Source organism: Paenibacillus sp. JL3B1040 (assembly GCF_057063165.1).
The window spans coordinates 201,065-216,890 of sequence record NZ_CM169317.1; the positions used below are offsets into that span (position 1 = coordinate 201,065).

Here is a 15,826-nt window from a genome sequence, read left to right on the forward strand (position 1 = left end):
ACGAAAACCGTTGCTGGGTATCAGCGGCGGTTCTTTTTTTCGTAGAATCTCATTTACCCAAAAATAGTTGAACTTTTCCCAATAAGCGCTTACTTATGGATCGGAGTGAGATGTATTAAAATATGAATGCGGTTACAAATACCGAGAAAATAAACAAAAAGGGGAGGCAAAGCATGAAACGCATGAAACGTATGAAACACCTGTTGATCGGGATCTCTGCATTGCTGGTGATGACCACGGCCCTTACGGCTTGCGGAGGAGGCTCCAATAATGAGTCGTCCTCGAACACGACTACGCCTACGGAAACGAACACTTCCGCGGGGAAGGACAGCAAAGGTGAGAAAGTTACCATCAACCTGTGGAGCTTTACGGATGAAATTCCGAATATGACGACGAAGTATTTGGAATTGCACCCGGACGCGAATGTCGAGTTCAAAACCACAGTTATCGCAACAACTGAGGGCGCTTACCAGCCTGCGCTTGACCAAGCTCTGGCCGGCGGCGGCAAAGACGCACCGGACATCTATGCTGCTGAAGCGGCGTTTGTCCTCAAGTATACGCAAGGCGACGCTTCCGGGTATGCAGCGAACTACGCGGACCTCGGCTTGACCGACCAAATGGTTAAGGATGCGGACATTGCTCAATATTCCGTAGATATCGGCAGCAAAGAAGGCGAGCTGAAAGCTCTTGGCTATCAAGCAACTGGCGGCGCTTTCATCTATCGTCGTTCGATCGCAAAAGACGTATTCGGAACCGACGACCCGGCTACAATCAAAGGAGAAGTGGGTCCCGGTTGGGATAAGTTCTTCTCGGCAGCCGAGAAGCTGAAAGCGAAAGGTTACGGCATTGTTTCCGGCGACGGCGACATGTGGCACGCGATCGAAAACAGCTCGGACAAGGGCTGGATTGTGGACGGCAAACTTCATATCGATCCTAAACGTGAAGAGTTCCTTGATCTCTCCAAGAAGTTGAAGGACAACGGTTATCATAACGATACGCAAGACTGGCAGGAAGCTTGGTTCGCGGATATGTCCGGAACCGGCCCTCAACCGATCTTTGGTTTCTTCGGTCCTGCTTGGCTCATCAACTATACGATGAAAGATAATGTAAAAGACACGAATGGGGACTGGGCGGTTACTGAGCCGCCGACAGGGTTCTTCTGGGGCGGCACCTGGCTGCTGGCCAACAAAGACGTAGCGAAAGACGAAGCGAAGAAGCAAGCGGTTGCGGACTTTATCAAGTGGGTGACACTCGACACCTCCGAAACGGGCCTCCAATATCTCTGGGCTAACGGTACGATGAAAGAGGGCGAGCAAGGTACGAAGGATAGCGTAGCTTCCTCCGTAGTTATGGCGAAGTCGAATGGTGAAGTTCCATTGCTCGGTGGTCAGAACATGTTCGACGTGTTCGTTCCGGCTAACGCGAACGCTTCCGGTAAGAACTTGACCCAATACGACGAAACCATTAATAAACTCTGGCGCGATCAAGTTCGTGACTACACGGCGGGCAACAAATCTCGTGACGATGCGATCAAAACCTTCAAACAACAAGTCAAAGACCAACTTGGCATCGAGAGCGAATAAGCGATAAGCGGTAGATGCGAAGGGGCGGGGTGTTTCCCGCCCCTTTATACCCATTAAAAGAGGTGAAAACCATGCGCCACAAAGGCGTTAATTATTCGAGATACGGGTATTTTTTTTCCTTGCCCTTTATTTTGGTTTTTTTAGTTTTCTCGCTGTATCCCATCGTGTACACACTAGTCATCGGTTTTACGAATATGCAAGGCATCATCCCAAAACCGCTTGAAATTCTAGACAACCCTTTTCAAAACTTTAAAGATCTGATCTTAGAAAATGCTTCATTCAAGAAGTCCCTGGTTAATACGGGGCTGCTATGGATAACCAATTTCATTCCGCAGATTGGCTTAGCGCTCTTGCTCACCGCCTGGTTCACAAACAAGCGGCTTAACATAAAGGGACAAGGCGCGTTCAAGATCCTGCTCTATATGCCGAATATTATCACTGCAAGTACGATTGCAGTGCTTTTTAGCTCCCTGTTCGCCTATCCGATGGGTCCAATGAACAGTCTGTTTCAAATGCTGGGCTGGTCCGATGCGCCGATCTTCTTCCTTCAGGACAAGACGACGGCGCGGGGGATTGTTGCATTCATCCAGTTCTGGATGTGGTATGGGAACACGATGATCATTCTGATCGCAGGCGTTATGGGCATAAATCCTGCTTTATTTGAGTCCGCGGCAATTGACGGCGCGAACGGATGGCAAACGTTCTTCCGCATCACTTTGCCAAGTCTTCGCACCATCTTGCTCTACACGCTGATTACATCCATGATCGGCGGCTTGACAATGTTTGATATTCCGCAATTGTTCCTGCAAGGCGGACCAAGTGATGCTACCCTTACGACTTCCGTCTTTATCTACGCGCAAGCGTTCAAGGGCAGCTACTTGTTTAACAAAGCCGCAGCCGCAAGCATGATCTTGTTCCTGATCGCAGGGATTTTGTCCGCCGCATTGTTCTACCTCATGCGCGACCGGGATGCGGCCAAATTGAAGAAAGCACAGAAACAGCAGAAGAAGGCTGCCCGTGCAGCTCAAAGGGAGGTGTAAGCCGTGGAGAAAATTAAAGAGGGTAGTGTCGTCGCTCTAAGAGTGAACCGGACGATTATTTATATCGTCTGTATCTTGCTGGCTCTACTCAGCATTCTTCCATTCTGGATCATGTTTGTGAACGCCACGCGTTCCACGCCAGAAATCCAGAGCGGCCTCTCGTTGATTCCGTCCACCCATATGATGAGCAACTTACGGGTGCTGCTGGACAAGAGCTTCGACCCGATTCAAGGGTTCTTGAACTCTTTTACGATCTCGGCTTCCGCAACCATCTTAACGGTGTACTTCTCGTCCCTGACGGCATATGGCCTTGTCGCGTATAACTGGAAGTGGCGGCAACCGTTCTTTACTTTTATTATGTGCGTGATGTTGATACCGGCTCAAGCCAGCTCGATCGGTTTCTATCAGTTCATGTATAAATTACATTGGACCAATAACTTTCTTCCGTTGATTTTGCCGGCTATCGCCGCACCGGCTGTGGTGTTCTTCATGCGTCAATATTTGCTGGCTACGTTGTCGTTGGAGATCGTCGAGGCCGCACGCGTGGACGGTTCCGGCGAATTTAAAACGTTTAACCGGATTATTCTTCCGCTGATGTTGCCGGCCATCGCGACCCAGGCCATTTTTGCTTTCGTTGCGAACTGGAACAACCTGTTTATGCCGCTCATTTTGTTGACGGATAAGAGTAAATATACGATGCCGATTATGGTCAGCTTGCTGCGCGGCGATATTTACAAGACGGAGTACGGTTCAATATACATGGGGCTGGCTTTGACGGCTCTCCCGCTATTTATTGTGTACTTCCTGTTGTCCCGGTACATTATTGCCGGTGTCGCTTTAGGTGGCGTTAAAGAATAACCTGCGTTTTAGCGGTTTGTAATCCCCCCCCTTATAAATAGAGGCCTGTAGATTGGCTATGATGAGCAAGGGCTCATCCGCTAATCTACAGGCCTTTTGTCGCCCGTGTTAAACCGCCTTGCGGCGGAAATACAGCATGCCTGCCGTCAGGAACAGCAAGAAGCTGCCGAGGACGGTGATGAGCAGGCTCTCATGCGGCAGATTAAAAGCGCCATAATCCGCCTGCCCGCGCGGCATCATGGCGAGGAGCGGCTGGGCCCAAGGGTAGAAGGGGCCGACCTTGGCCGAGTTGATGATCAACAGATTCGGGATCGTCAGCGAGACGTTGACCGCCAGCGGGGCGGCGAAGCTGGACCACACCAACGAAATGCCGAGCTGCAGGGCCGCCAGCGGTAGGCAGGCGATCAGCCCGCCAATCAGGCTCGTGGCGATCATCCCCCAAGGAACCGGGGTGGCGATCCTCTGAATCTGAGCCACGACCAGCAGTGCGGCCAGGAAGAGCAGTTGGGAGACAGCCAACAGACCGACGACGACGGTAAGTTTGGCCATGTAGACCGCGCTGCGCGAGACCGGCAGCACCAGCAGTTGCTTCCAGCCGCCGCCGGTGTGCTCGTAGCGGCACAGGAATGACGGAAATAAGCCGGCCATGATCGGCAAGAACAATAACGCGTGCAGCATCGACATCGCGCTGATCAACAGCGGCCAGACTTCCGAGCCGGCGCCTTCCGGCAGTTCGACCAAGGCGCCGATTAGGGCGGACAAGGCCGGGCTGGCCAATAGGATCAGCCATAGGCGGGAGCGCGCCATTTTGAGCCGTTCCGCGGCCAGGACGTTCAGAAACGTCTTCATCTTAATCCACGTCCTTTCGGTTGAAATGAACCAGCCCGATGAGCAGGATCACGGCGCCGACGGCGAGGCCGGCCGCGACGAACCCTTCACGGTGCGGGCCTTCGAACCCGAATACCGGCCAGTTCAACGGAAACCACTCGGACAGGTTCAACGTAAACGGCGAAACGATCGAGACGGTTACGCCGAGGGATACCGGCAGCGACTGGTTGCGATAGGTGAGCGAAAGCCAGAGTTGCAGGGCCAGCAGCGGCAGCGCGGCAAAAAAGGGATAAAATCCGATGCGCGCCAAATCCGCGTAAGGGATCGCCCCGGTCTCGAAGCCGAAGGACAAGCCCAGGATCAGCGCCCCTGCCGGGAGCAGCACGCAGGAAACCGACAGCAATAGAAAGCACAGCAGAAACTTGGCGCTGAAGACGGCGGTCCGGGAGATGGGCAGGGCGAGCAACTGCTTCCAGGAGCTGAGCTGGTGTTCCACATTGGCTACCAGCGAGCTCACCAGCGTACATCCGAGGTACAGCGCGATCGGCACGAAAAAGGAAATGTTCTGCAGCAGACCGCCCCACGGATCCTCGGCGTATTGCTTCATCATCCAGTCGAAGCGCAGCCCGTAATTGAGCGCCTGCATGGCGATCAGCCCGAACGGCGCGAGGATGATCAGGAACCAGATGCCTTTGCGCCGGATCTTCAGGAAGTCGGCCGAGAGGGAGCGCAACATCATACCGCTTCCCCCTCCCCGATCACCTGCATGAAGATGTCCTCCAGCGATTTCTTCTTCTGCTCGACGCGGTAGATGGCATGTCCGTTTTCCACCAGCCGCTTGACCAGGTGGGCGACCTGGGCGTCAGCCATCCCGGGAAACGAGAGAACTCCGCTTTGCAGCTTGCCGATCGCGCCCAGGTCGCGGGCAATCCAAAGCGCCTCATCCGGCTCGGATACGACGAGCTCCATGTCGTGCGCCGATCTAAGCCGCAGATTGTCGATCGTATCCTGGAACACCAATCGCCCTTCGCGGATAATGCCCACCTTGCTGGCCATCTGTTCCATTTCCCCCAGCAGATGGCTGGAGACCAGCACGGTGATGCCGTATCGCTGCGGCATGCTCTTGATCAATTCGCGGATCTCGTGGATGCCGGAAGGGTCGAGCCCGTTGGTCGGCTCGTCCAGGATGAGCAGCTCGGGATTGCCGAGCAGGGACGCCGCGATGCCAAGGCGCTGCTTCATCCCGAGGGAGAAGCCCTTCACCGGCCGACGCGCTTCGCCGGTCAACGCGACGATCTCCAGCACTTCGTCGATCCGCGACTTCGGTACCTGCAAAATGCGGCGGATCGCCTCCAAATTGTCGATGGCGCTCAAATGCCCGTAGTAAGACGGGGATTCGACCAGCGAGCCGATGCGGCGCAGGATCGCCAGCTTGTCTCGGTGCAACTGGCGGCCGAAGATGTGGATCGACCCGGAGGTCGGCTGGATCAAGCCGAGCAGCATGCGGATGGTCGTCGTTTTCCCGGCGCCGTTCGGCCCAAGGAATCCGTAGATGTCCCCTTTGGCGATCTCCAGGTTTAAATGGTCCACCGCGGCGCGGCCGCGGTACGTTTTCGTCAAGCTTTCCGTTTGAATGATCATTTCACTCACGATTTATCACCTCGGAAATGATCATATCGCCCGGAGTTTAAAGGCAAAGCAGGGGGAAGTTTAAGATTGGTTTAATTTTGGGAGGGGAAAATATAGACCTTCGTCCCCGCGTCCGTGGATACCGTATCCCGGGTAAGCCCCATTTCCCGCAGCAGCAGGTCGACGATTTGCAGGCCGAGCCCTGCGCCTCCGGCCGCGGAAACGGCCTGCATCCCGGGGCCGCGGTCGCTAATCGCGAGGGCCATGATACCGCTGCGGGATTCTACCGTAATCCCGGCGTAACGGCCGGAACCGGCATGGCGGACCAGGTTCTGGAACAGGTTATCCAGCACGCGGCGGAAGCCCTGTGCATCAATGTTCCAGTATAGCGGCCGCTCCGGCAACTCGATATCGGCCGTAATCCCGGCCTTCTCCCAGACGGGGTACCAGGCGGCCGCGCTCTCCCGAACCAGCCGAAGTACGTCAAGCCGCTCCGGAGACATGGCATATCGCCCGCTGGAGAGCAGGTTGTACGACAACAAATGGTCCATCAGGCCGGACAAATCGCCGATTTTGGTCTCCATCAGGGCCAGCGATTGCCGGCCTTGATCCGTTAAGGGCTCCCGACGGAGCGAATACAAATGGCTGCCCAGCACGGTCAGCGGCGTACGCAGGTCATGCGACAGGTGGCTGATCAGGCTTTTGCGCAGTTCTTCTTCCTCGCTTTCGCGTTGGCGGCTGTCCTTCAGTTCGAACACCATATGGTTAAAGGCTTGCTCCAATCGACCGATTTCGTCCGCCCGTCCTTCCTGGATGGGCGACGGCAGCCCGTCGGGGCCGGGACGGGTCATGCCGGCCTCCAAGCGCAGCAGCCGTTTGCGGATATCGCTGAAGAACAGGTAAGACAGCAGCACGAACGCACCCAGCAGTATCGCCAGAAACACGCCGTAAAAACGGTTGTCGCTTTGCCGGTTCGCGTCTTGGACAATCATGAATTTACGCGGGAGCTCCAGCACCATGAAGCCCTGCTTCGCCTGCTCGTCCCCGCCAATGAAAGCGACCACCGTAAAAGGGTCGGCGTCCACGCGTTGCTTCATGAAGGCGATGGTGTCCTCCAAGCTCCACTGCTTCGGCACCGTCGCTTGCTCCGGCAGCTGCAGACGGGTCTTTCCGGCCGTGTCGACCCAATACAGCGCGGCGTCGGGATAACGCTGCTTCAGCTCCTTGAGCTTCCCGTCGATGGCTTCCGGAGAAGCCCCTTTCAGCCCGGCGGCAGCCTGGTGCCAGGTGGTTTCGATGTCGAGGCCCGTCCCGTAGGGGCGTTGGGTTTGCCCTAGATGTTCCGGGTTCATCAGCAGATTGACGCCCCATGACGCAAAGAAGCTAACCGGAATGAGGACGGGGATGAAGGCGAAGGCGAGAACCAAGATCAAGACGTAGCGCGTCAGCAGCGACTTGCGGAACCTGCGAACCGGACGGAATCTCATGCTCTCACCCGATATCCGATGCCGCGAATCGTCTCGATGACTTCGGGATTCGCGGCATCGCGTTCCAGCTTCTCGCGCAGGTGGCGGATATGAACCATCAAGGTTTTGTCCCCGTCCAGATAGGGTTCGTTCCATACCGCTTCATAGATCTGCTCTTTGGTCAGGATTTGCCCGAGATGGCGCAGCAGGTAGGCAAAAATATGAAATTGCTTACCGGTCAACACAATTTCTTCGCCGGTGTCCTGGTTGATGATCCGGTTTTCTTTTTCATACACAAGCAAATGCTTGAGACGCAGCGGTTCCGGGTCGGCGGAACCCCCGCTGCGGCGCAGCAGCACCTCGATCCGGGCCGCCAGTTCGTCCGGATGGAACGGCTTCGTCAAATAGTCGTCGGCGAACGCCAGTCCCTGCAGCTTGTCGTCGATCGAGGTTCGGGCCGACAGCATCAGCACCGGCAGCTCGGGGTACTGCTGCTTTAACCGTCCTCCTACGCTGAAGCCGTCCAGACCCGGAAGCATCACATCGAGGATGACAAGCCGGCAATCGGCGGCCTTCTCCACGGCCTGTTCGCCGCTCTTCAGCCAGGTGACGGCGTATCCGCGTTCCTGCAGGTTTGCGCTGACCCATTCTCCGATTTCGGGATCGTCTTCGATATATAGCAAGTTCGTAATAGGCATAGTGACATTCCTCCTGCTTCTATTTTGGCAAAAGACGGCGAAAAAAGAAACGGGAGGAACCCCAATTCGCTCGTTTTATTTGTGATTACGATCACAAGTCGGCCGTTTTTCCTGTGCTACGTTGTTCTTGAGAATGGTTATCAGCGAGAAGTGTCGGAACGAACCTGGGGGGACTCATATAAGGAGGGGTTGGCGATGAGCGAATTGATCAATAACCGGGAGTTTGGCGTACCGGAACAAAGCCGCCGGCAGCAATTATTGAAAGAAATCATTAAGGAACTGCATCAGGGCAAGAGCGTGGATGAAGTAAAGGCGCGGTTCGAGTCGGCGGTCGGAGACGTTACGGTCGCGGAGATTTCCGCGATGGAGCATGCGCTGATGGAAGAGGAGGGCATCCCGGTCGAGGAGGTTCAGCGGTTGTGCTCGGTGCATACGGCGATTTTCAAGGGCTCGATCGAGGAGATTCACCGCTCGTCCAAGCCGGAAGAGCAGCCGGGTCACCCGGTACACACCTTTAAGCTGGAAAATCGCGAGATCGAGCGGCTGGTTAATTTCAAACTGCAACTGCACCTCGATAGATACCGGAAGGAAGCGAGCGAGGAGCTGGTATTTAAGCTGTTGGAGGATTTAAGCCTGCTTATGGACCTCGACAAGCACTATAGCCGCAAAGAAAACCTGCTCTTTCCGTATCTGGAGAAGTACGGCATTTACGGCCCGACCAAGGTGATGTGGGGGGTAGATGACGGCATCCGCAGGATGATCAAGGAAACGAAGGGCAAACTGGCGGACGGCAGCGCGGACCAAGAGACGATCCTCATGGATCTCGAACGGATCATTAAGGAAGTTAACGAGATGATCTTCAAGGAAGAGAACATTTTGCTGCCGATGGCCCTTGAGAAGTTAACGGAGGACGAATGGGTCAGCATCGCCAGGGAAAGCGATCAAATCGGCTTCTGCCTGACGGCGCCGGAGCGCGAATGGATCCCGGAACGCGTGCCGCTGCAGGCCTCCGGTGCGGAGGGGGAAGAGGCCGCCGAAGCCGGGGGAGCTGCGCCGGAAGGGAAAGGCGTCCCGCAGGGCTTCGTCAAATTCGAGACCGGCATCCTGTCGATGGAGCAGTTGGAGGCGGTGATGAACCATCTCCCGGTGGACCTGACGTTTATTGACGAGAACGATGTCGTCCGGTATTTTTCCCACGGCAAGGAACGGATATTTGCCCGGACGAAGGCGGTCATCGGCCGCACCGTTCAAAATTGCCACCCGCCGCAAAGCGTTCATGTCGTCAACCAGCTGTTGGAGGACTTCAAGGCGGGACGGAAGGATGTCGAGGATTTCTGGATTCCGGTGAAGGACAAATTCGTGTATATTCGTTATTTTGCCGTTCGCAGCGAGACCGGCCGTTATTTGGGAACGCTCGAGTTTACGCAGAACATCGCTCCAATCCGCGAGCTGGAAGGGCAAAAACGGATTTTGTCTTAGGCCCGGATAAACGCTTTATCGTTGTCTTCGGTTTACCTGCCTACTTTCGGCGTTCGCATTTGCGAATGCCGTTTTTTTGTGGGATATCCGGTTGGCGAACGCTCACTCTGTGATCTATGTCATTTACTGAAATCCCTTATATCTACTGGGGTTCCCGATTCTTCCCTTCTCTTGACCGAACCGAAGGGTTCGCTTATAGTTGGTACGTAGGAGAAACTACTTGCGAAGGCGTTTTCAGTCATGGCGCGGGCAGCGCGGTGATGGATCGAGAAAGGCCTTTTTGCACGTATGGACGCGTAAATCTATTATTTAAGAAAAAGGTGGCTTGTGAACATGTCTGAGAAAATCTACATTGGCGTTGACTTGGGCGGTACGGCAGTCAAAGTCGGCATTTGCAATGAAGAAGGCCAACTTCTTCATACGTATGAAGGCCCGACCGAAGTCGAAAAAGGCCCGGATACGATCGTCGCGAACATCGAGAAGTACGTTCGGCACGTCGTGGAGGAATCGCCGTTCGCCTGGGAGCAGGTGGCAGGGGTAGGCGCCGGTGTGGCCGGGTTTACGAATGTCCGCGAAGGGATCATTATCTTGGCGCCGAATGTAGGTTTGAAGGATTTTCCGATTCGCGAGATTTTGGAGCAGCGACTGGGCAAGCCGATCAAAATAGACAACGATGCCAATGTTGCGGCGCTGGGCGAAGCCTGGGGCGGAGCCGGCAAAGGCATCGAGAACTGCGTATGCTACACGCTGGGTACCGGCGTTGGCGGCGGGATCATCATTAATGGTAGAATTTATCAAGGGTTTTCCGGGATGGCCGGGGAGCTCGGACATATATCCGTGGTTCCGGATCTGGAAGCGATCGGCTGCGGCTGCGGACAGATGGGCTGCCTGGAAACCGTCTCTTCGGCAACCGGCATTATCCGTATGGCCAAAGACGCCGTGGCGCGCGGCGACCGGACGTCGCTGTCGCATGTGGAGAACATCATGGCCAAGGACGTCTTTGACGCGGCTAAGGCGGGGGACGAAGCGGCGATTCGCATCGTGAATCGCGCGGCGTTTTACCTGGGCAAATCGATGGCGGCCGTGGCGGTCGTCCTGAATCCGGAACTGTTTATCGTCGGCGGCGGCGTATCCAAAGCAGGCGACATTCTGTTTAACGAAGTCCGCAGCGTATTCGCCAAATTGACGCCGGAACCGGTGCAAAGAGGCATGAGAATCGTGCCGGCTACGCTTGGTAATGATGCGGGGATGGTTGGCGCCGCCGGCCTCTTCCTCCGCTCCTGATTGGGAGGTCGTTCAAAAAGCCGTCTTTCCATCACGAAGCAGGTCGGTGAAGTCTAGTCGGCGTCGAATTTTGAATTCAGCTGGGCCTTCCGCTGCTCACGTAGCCTCCAGCTACGCTGCGCTGCTCAGTCCCTAGCTTCATCCAAACTTTCTTGGTGCTGAAAACCCGTCGCGGGGGCTTCGGAGGCGTGTAACGGACACCAGAGGCGTTATTCGCCTATCGTAACACTAGCGTTGCATTAAGTAATTTTCGTCACGATAGAATTGAATTGATATCAATAAAATGAATATTTTTACATCTTTGTTTCCTCTGGATAAACTAAAATGGCTAAGGGGGAATAGATCCACGAGTTATCCATTTTTTTAATTTTCATTTGTCATTAGCGTACGATCAGTTTCGGCTCCATTGACTTCGTTGCCTTTTTCGGGGGCCTACCATTTCGCTTAGGTCGTCCCTTCGATGTTCGCGTTGGCTTGCGGTAGATCGCTACTAAAAAATCGTCCCATGGTTTTTCCGCATAGATTCGCATCAGTTGGAGCAGATCCCACGCTGATTTCTTACAGTTCAGAGTTAGTTTAACAAGTAAACATAACGCATAGGCGATCAAAGCAATATACATTTGGTTCCATATCGCTTCGGGCGTATAACCATGCGGTTTGACCAATCGAATATGCTGTTTGACCCACTTGAAAAACAACTCGATATGCCAGCGATTTCGGTAAACCTCAGCGATTTGGTGCGCAGACAAGTCGAAGCGATTCGTTACAAGACAATAGGTTCGCTTCTGGTCATCGCAAAACTCGATTAAGCGAAAGATCCCGGGAAAGTCCGGAAGTTTCACGTCGGCATCTCGGATGAATCCCTTCTGTCTTTTGGGCAGTTCCCTTTCTCGGATGACCGTTAGTCGGCTATTTTCCTTGACGCGGCAGACAAACTTGATTTTGTCCTTTAGCCATTTCTGAAAATGCTTATATACTTGGTAGCCGCGATCCATCACGTAAGTCGCGTCTTTGGCGATCGTAAATTCCAGAGCCACTTCATGGTCCGCGACGTCCTTGGTGGAAGCGATGATTTTGTCCGGATACATGGTTTTGGAATCCATGACAACCAAGGAAGTGTGCATCTTCACGCCATGATTCGTCTCTGAGCAGTAGCACCATTTCGCGAGAATAGGCGGCAAGGTAATCCCCGTCGAATCGATGAGTTTGAGCCTACCCATGCCAGGAGTCACCCCTTTTAAATCCTTTGTTCTTTGCTTGATTTGCTCGATGATCGAGAAAAAAAGGGTTTGAAGGTTGGCCATAGGCAGCCGCTTCATTTTCCGCGATAACTGGGCAGCACTTATGCTTTCGAGTTTCAGCAGTTTCTGAAATTCGCGATTGGCGGCTAAATGCTCTGACATGACCTTGTAAGAACTGCGCTGGTGCAACTGAGCTTCGATAAACAAGAGCGTCGAAGCGCCGACAAATAATTTCCGAGACCGATAGTCTAAAGTTGCATCCCGGGAAGAATCCACATTTAACAGTTTCAGACATTGACAAATGACGGTTTGATTCGGTACGTTATCCATAGTCATCTCCTTATTGTTGAGGCGTTTTATGGATAACGCGTGGTTAACTCAACAATAGGAGATGTCTTCTTTTTTGTCTGCGAATTTTAATGCAACGCTAGTGCTATCGTAAACACATTACGGTTTCTAACGGACCGAGGAGACCTTATTTCGGGCAAATACGGCTAAATGGCCATCCCAAGAGCCTATTAAGACCTCTGGGGTCCGTTACGGCGGGAAATAGTCGGGAAATCGACAAATAAGGTCATTACGGTCCGTTACGTTCTGTACTGTTACGTTCTGTACTGTTACGTCTGTACTGTTACGTTCTGTACTGTTACGTTCTGGTCCGCTACGTTCTGTTCCGTTACGCTTGGCTGTGCTGGATGCAGAGGGCCGGATATGGGTTTGCGGAGGGTCTAACTATTTCTCTTTATCGGATGGTGTGGAAATCGAACATGGGACAAGGAGAATTTCGCGAGGAGGGAACAATGATGCCGGAGAAGGAAATGGGTTCGGTCGCCAATCTGATCATTATCACAGGCATGTCGGGGGCTGGTAAGTCGCTGGCCGTACGCAGTTTGGAGGATCTCGGATTTTTTTGCGTGGATAATTTGCCTCCGGTGCTGATTCCCAAATTCGCCGAATTGATTGAGCAGTCCAAAGGGAAAATCGCCAAGGTCGCGCTCGTTATCGACCTGCGCGGCCGGGAGTTCTTCACGGCGCTGTCGGAGTCGCTCGGCTATATTAAGGAACATTTCACCATCAAGTGCGAAATCCTGTTCCTGGATGCCACCGATTCGATTCTCGTGCAGCGGTATAAGGAAAGCCGCCGCCGTCACCCGCTGGCCCCGGACGGCATGCCGCTGGACGGCATCCGGCGGGAACGCAAAATGCTGGATGAATTGCGGATGTCGGCAACCCAGGTGATCGATACCAGCAATATGAAGCCGGCGCAGCTCAAGGAGAAGATCATTTCTCGCTTCTCGCATCTGGAGAGCAGCAATTTATCGGTGAACATTACTTCTTTCGGATTTAAATACGGCATTCCGATCGACGCCGATCTGGTATTCGACGTACGTTTTTTGCCGAACCCGCATTACATTGAGCAGCTTCGTCCGCACACGGGACAAGACAGCGATGTATATGAATATGTTATGAAGTGGCCGGAGACCCAAACGTTCCTGTCCAAACTGCTGGATATGCTGCATTTCCTGCTGCCGCAATACCATAAAGAGGGGAAGAGCCAGGTGATCATCGGGATCGGCTGCACCGGCGGCAAACACCGCTCGGTGGCGATCGCCGAATATCTGGGCCGGATGCTTGGCGCAAGCGAAACGGAAACGGTTCGCGTCAGTCATCGCGACGAAGGCCGGGATCGTTAACCCGGCTCCCCCAAGTATAGAGGCTATTCAAAAGGATCATCCGATTTCTTTTTGAACCCTCATTAAGAGGTGAACCAAGTGATACATCGGGCTGAGAAAACCAGAGTTCCGCGGATCGTCGTGATGGGCGGGGGCACCGGATTGTCCGTCATGCTTCGCGGATTGAAAGAGAAACCGCTCGATATCACGGCTATCGTAACCGTAGCCGACGATGGGGGCAGCTCCGGGATTTTGCGCAATGAATTGCAAATGCCGCCACCCGGCGATATAAGAAACGTATTAACGGCGCTTGCCGATGTCGAGCCGTTGCTGTCGGATATGCTGAACTACCGGTTTGCGGCGGGTTCGGGTCTGGCCGGCCATAGTTTGGGAAATTTGATTTTGGCCGCGATCACGGACATTTCCGGCGATTTCGTGACGGCGGTCCGCGAGCTTAGCCGCGTCTTTGCCGTTCGCGGGCGCGTGTTGCCCGCCGCCGGTCAGGCGGTGGTGCTGCATGCGGAGATGGAAGACGGTACGATCGTGACCGGGGAATCCAAGATTCCCGAAGTTCGGGGCAAAATCAAGCGGATTTTCCTCGAACCCGAGGAGGTCGAGCCGCTGCCGGAGGCGGTGGAGGCGATTCGGGAGGCCGATGCGATTCTGATCGGACCGGGCAGCTTGTACACCAGTATCATTCCGAACCTGCTCGTGCCCAAATTGGCGGAGGCCGTATTGGAAAACACCTCCGCGATCAAAATATTCATATGCAACGTCATGACCCAACCGGGCGAGACGGACAACTATACGGTCAGCGACCACTTGCAGGCGGTGTACAACCACGTCGGCAAGCATCTGTTCGACTACGTGATCGTCAATGACGGCGAAATTCCGGCGCAGGTTCAGGATTTTTACGCGGAGAAAGGCGCCAAGCCCGTTCAGGTGGACTGGGATAACGTGACCGGCCAGGGGTACAAGGTCATCGCCGATACGCTCGTGTTGTTCCGCAGATATTTGCGGCATGACGCCGATAAATTAAGCCATCATATCTATCAACTGGTGGATAACTGGATTTTACGAAAGAGGTGAGTCCCTTGTCCTTTGCGGCGCAAACCAAAAAAGAGCTGACCATGGTCGAGGCCTCGGACTGCTGCGAGCAGGCCGAATTATCCGCATTGATCCGGATGAACGGCTCGGTGCAGGTTTCGAACAAAAAGATCGTTTTGGATATCTCCACCGAAAACGCCGCGATCGCAAGGCGGATCTATTCCTTGCTGAAGAAGCATTTCCGAATTCACACGGAGCTGCTGGTCCGCAAAAAGATGCGCCTCAAGAAAAACAACGTCTACATTGTCCGCATTCCGGCCCGGGTCGAGGAAATCCTGAAGGAGCTAAAGATCGTCTCCGAAGGGTTTATTTTCAACCCTGGGATTAATCCGGCGCTCACCCGGAAAAACTGTTGTAAACGGGCTTATCTGCGCGGGGCGTTTATGGCCGGAGGTTCGGTCAATAATCCGGAGGGTTCGTCCTACCACCTGGAGATCGCCTCGATGTACGAGGAGCACTGCAAGTCGCTGGTCGATTTGGCGAATGAGTTTCATCTGAACGCACGTTGCATCGAGCGGAAAAAAGGGTTTATTTTTTATATCAAGGAAGGCGAAAAAATCATCGAGCTGCTCAGTATTATCGGCGCGCACCAGGCGCTGTTCAAATTCGAGGACGTGCGGATCATGCGCGACATGCGTAACTCCGTTAATCGCATCGTGAACTGCGAGACGGCCAATTTGAATAAAACGATCGGCGCCGCCGTTCGGCAGATCGACAACATCAAGCTGCTGCAGAAGGAAGTCGGATTGGAGAACTTGCCGGAGAAGCTGAGGGAGGTTGCCGAGGTTCGCTTGGCCCATCCCGATATGAACCTGAAAGAAGTGGGCGAATTGTTGAAAGGAACCGTCAGCAAATCGGGGGTGAACCACCGGTTGCGCAAGATCGATGAGCTTGCCGAAAAAATTCGCGGAAGCTAAACTGGTTTTGCTGCTAGTGTGTT

The 15,826-nt window shown here is 54.0% G+C and carries 14 protein-coding genes; 8 read left to right on the forward strand and 6 right to left on the reverse strand.

All coding sequences use genetic code 11. From position 1 onward, the window contains the following. Positions 1-173 precede the first annotated feature (173 nt). From ACZF99_RS00945 to ACZF99_RS00955, 3 genes are all read left to right on the forward strand, one after another. Positions 174-1,583 carry an ABC transporter substrate-binding protein gene (locus tag ACZF99_RS00945; protein ID WP_483608265.1) on the forward strand — a complete coding sequence of 470 codons (1,410 nt, stop codon included), beginning with the start codon at positions 174-176 and terminating at the stop codon, positions 1,581-1,583. 71 nt (positions 1,584-1,654) lie between these two features. Further along, entirely contained in the window at positions 1,655-2,623 is a 969-nt protein-coding gene (locus ACZF99_RS00950) for a carbohydrate ABC transporter permease (RefSeq protein ID WP_483608267.1), read from the forward strand. A 3-nt stretch (positions 2,624-2,626) separates the two neighbouring features. After that, positions 2,627-3,481, forward strand: coding sequence for a carbohydrate ABC transporter permease (locus ACZF99_RS00955; RefSeq protein ID WP_483608269.1), 855 nt, complete (start codon positions 2,627-2,629; stop codon positions 3,479-3,481). A 108-nt stretch (positions 3,482-3,589) separates the two neighbouring features. On the opposite strand, the gene ACZF99_RS00960 is transcribed toward ACZF99_RS00955, so the two are convergent. From ACZF99_RS00960 to ACZF99_RS00980, 5 genes are all read right to left on the reverse strand, one after another. Next, a complete protein-coding gene (locus ACZF99_RS00960; RefSeq protein ID WP_483608271.1) occupies positions 3,590-4,330 on the reverse strand; it encodes an ABC transporter permease in 741 nt (246 codons plus the stop codon). Position 4,331: 1 nt separating this feature from the next. Further along, positions 4,332-5,048: an ABC transporter permease gene (locus ACZF99_RS00965; RefSeq protein WP_483608273.1), complete on the reverse strand. Its 717-nt coding sequence runs from the start codon at positions 5,046-5,048 to the stop codon at positions 4,332-4,334. Continuing rightward, positions 5,045-5,959: an ABC transporter ATP-binding protein gene (locus tag ACZF99_RS00970; protein ID WP_483608274.1), complete on the reverse strand. Its 915-nt coding sequence runs from the start codon at positions 5,957-5,959 to the stop codon at positions 5,045-5,047. Before ACZF99_RS00970 ends, ACZF99_RS00965 begins: the two co-directional genes overlap by 4 nt. Positions 5,960-6,030: 71 nt before the next feature. Then, complete coding sequence (locus tag ACZF99_RS00975) at positions 6,031-7,425, reverse strand: sensor histidine kinase (RefSeq protein WP_483608276.1); 1,395 nt, start codon at positions 7,423-7,425, stop codon at positions 6,031-6,033. Further along, the gene (locus ACZF99_RS00980; RefSeq protein ID WP_483608278.1) at positions 7,422-8,102 is read right to left on the reverse strand and encodes a response regulator transcription factor; all 681 of its coding nucleotides are present in this window, start codon (positions 8,100-8,102) and stop codon (positions 7,422-7,424) included. Before ACZF99_RS00980 ends, ACZF99_RS00975 begins: the two co-directional genes overlap by 4 nt. 195 nt (positions 8,103-8,297) lie before the next feature. Here ACZF99_RS00980 and ACZF99_RS00985 point away from each other — a divergent pair, with 195 nt between their 5' ends. Further along, complete coding sequence (locus ACZF99_RS00985) at positions 8,298-9,581, forward strand: DUF438 domain-containing protein (protein ID WP_483608280.1); 1,284 nt, start codon at positions 8,298-8,300, stop codon at positions 9,579-9,581. 333 nt (positions 9,582-9,914) lie between these two features. Next, on the forward strand, positions 9,915-10,865 hold the full coding sequence (locus ACZF99_RS00990; RefSeq protein WP_483608282.1) for an ROK family glucokinase: 951 nt from the start codon (positions 9,915-9,917) through the stop codon (positions 10,863-10,865). A gap of 380 nt (positions 10,866-11,245) precedes the next feature. Here the strand turns inward: ACZF99_RS00990 and ACZF99_RS00995 are convergent, their stop codons facing one another. Continuing rightward, positions 11,246-12,436, reverse strand: a complete 1,191-nt coding sequence (locus ACZF99_RS00995) for an IS4 family transposase (RefSeq protein ID WP_483606373.1) — start codon at positions 12,434-12,436, stop codon at positions 11,246-11,248. Between the two features lie 473 nt (positions 12,437-12,909). Here ACZF99_RS00995 and rapZ point away from each other — a divergent pair, with 473 nt between their 5' ends. From rapZ to whiA, 3 genes are all read left to right on the forward strand, one after another. After that, positions 12,910-13,800 (forward strand): RNase adapter RapZ, encoded by an 891-nt coding sequence (rapZ, locus tag ACZF99_RS01000; protein ID WP_483608284.1) that lies wholly within the window; start codon positions 12,910-12,912, stop codon positions 13,798-13,800. Positions 13,801-13,923: 123 nt separating this feature from the next. Then, on the forward strand, positions 13,924-14,868 hold the full coding sequence (locus tag ACZF99_RS01005; RefSeq protein ID WP_483612468.1) for a gluconeogenesis factor YvcK family protein: 945 nt from the start codon (positions 13,924-13,926) through the stop codon (positions 14,866-14,868). Between the two features lie 5 nt (positions 14,869-14,873). After that, positions 14,874-15,803: a DNA-binding protein WhiA gene (gene whiA, locus ACZF99_RS01010; RefSeq protein WP_483608287.1), complete on the forward strand. Its 930-nt coding sequence runs from the start codon at positions 14,874-14,876 to the stop codon at positions 15,801-15,803. Positions 15,804-15,826: the final 23 nt, after the last annotated feature.

What these genes read in the sequence shown, in the direction of transcription:
- ACZF99_RS00945 (WP_483608265.1), top strand. Translation starts at nt 174, where the DNA reads ATGAAACGCATGAAACGTATGAAACACCTGTTGATCGGGATCTCTGCA.
- ACZF99_RS00950 (WP_483608267.1), top strand. Translation starts at nt 1,655, where the DNA reads ATGCGCCACAAAGGCGTTAATTATTCGAGATACGGGTATTTTTTTTCC.
- ACZF99_RS00960 (WP_483608271.1), bottom strand. Translation starts at nt 4,330, where the DNA reads ATGAAGACGTTTCTGAACGTCCTGGCCGCGGAACGGCTCAAAATGGCG.
- ACZF99_RS00965 (WP_483608273.1), bottom strand. Translation starts at nt 5,048, where the DNA reads ATGATGTTGCGCTCCCTCTCGGCCGACTTCCTGAAGATCCGGCGCAAA.
- ACZF99_RS00975 (WP_483608276.1), bottom strand. Translation starts at nt 7,425, where the DNA reads ATGAGATTCCGTCCGGTTCGCAGGTTCCGCAAGTCGCTGCTGACGCGC.
- ACZF99_RS00980 (WP_483608278.1), bottom strand. Translation starts at nt 8,102, where the DNA reads ATGCCTATTACGAACTTGCTATATATCGAAGACGATCCCGAAATCGGA.
- ACZF99_RS00985 (WP_483608280.1), top strand. Translation starts at nt 8,298, where the DNA reads ATGAGCGAATTGATCAATAACCGGGAGTTTGGCGTACCGGAACAAAGC.
- ACZF99_RS00990 (WP_483608282.1), top strand. Translation starts at nt 9,915, where the DNA reads ATGTCTGAGAAAATCTACATTGGCGTTGACTTGGGCGGTACGGCAGTC.
- ACZF99_RS00995 (WP_483606373.1), bottom strand. Translation starts at nt 12,436, where the DNA reads ATGGATAACGTACCGAATCAAACCGTCATTTGTCAATGTCTGAAACTG.
- rapZ (WP_483608284.1), top strand. Translation starts at nt 12,910, where the DNA reads ATGCCGGAGAAGGAAATGGGTTCGGTCGCCAATCTGATCATTATCACA.
- ACZF99_RS01005 (WP_483612468.1), top strand. Translation starts at nt 13,924, where the DNA reads ATGGGCGGGGGCACCGGATTGTCCGTCATGCTTCGCGGATTGAAAGAG.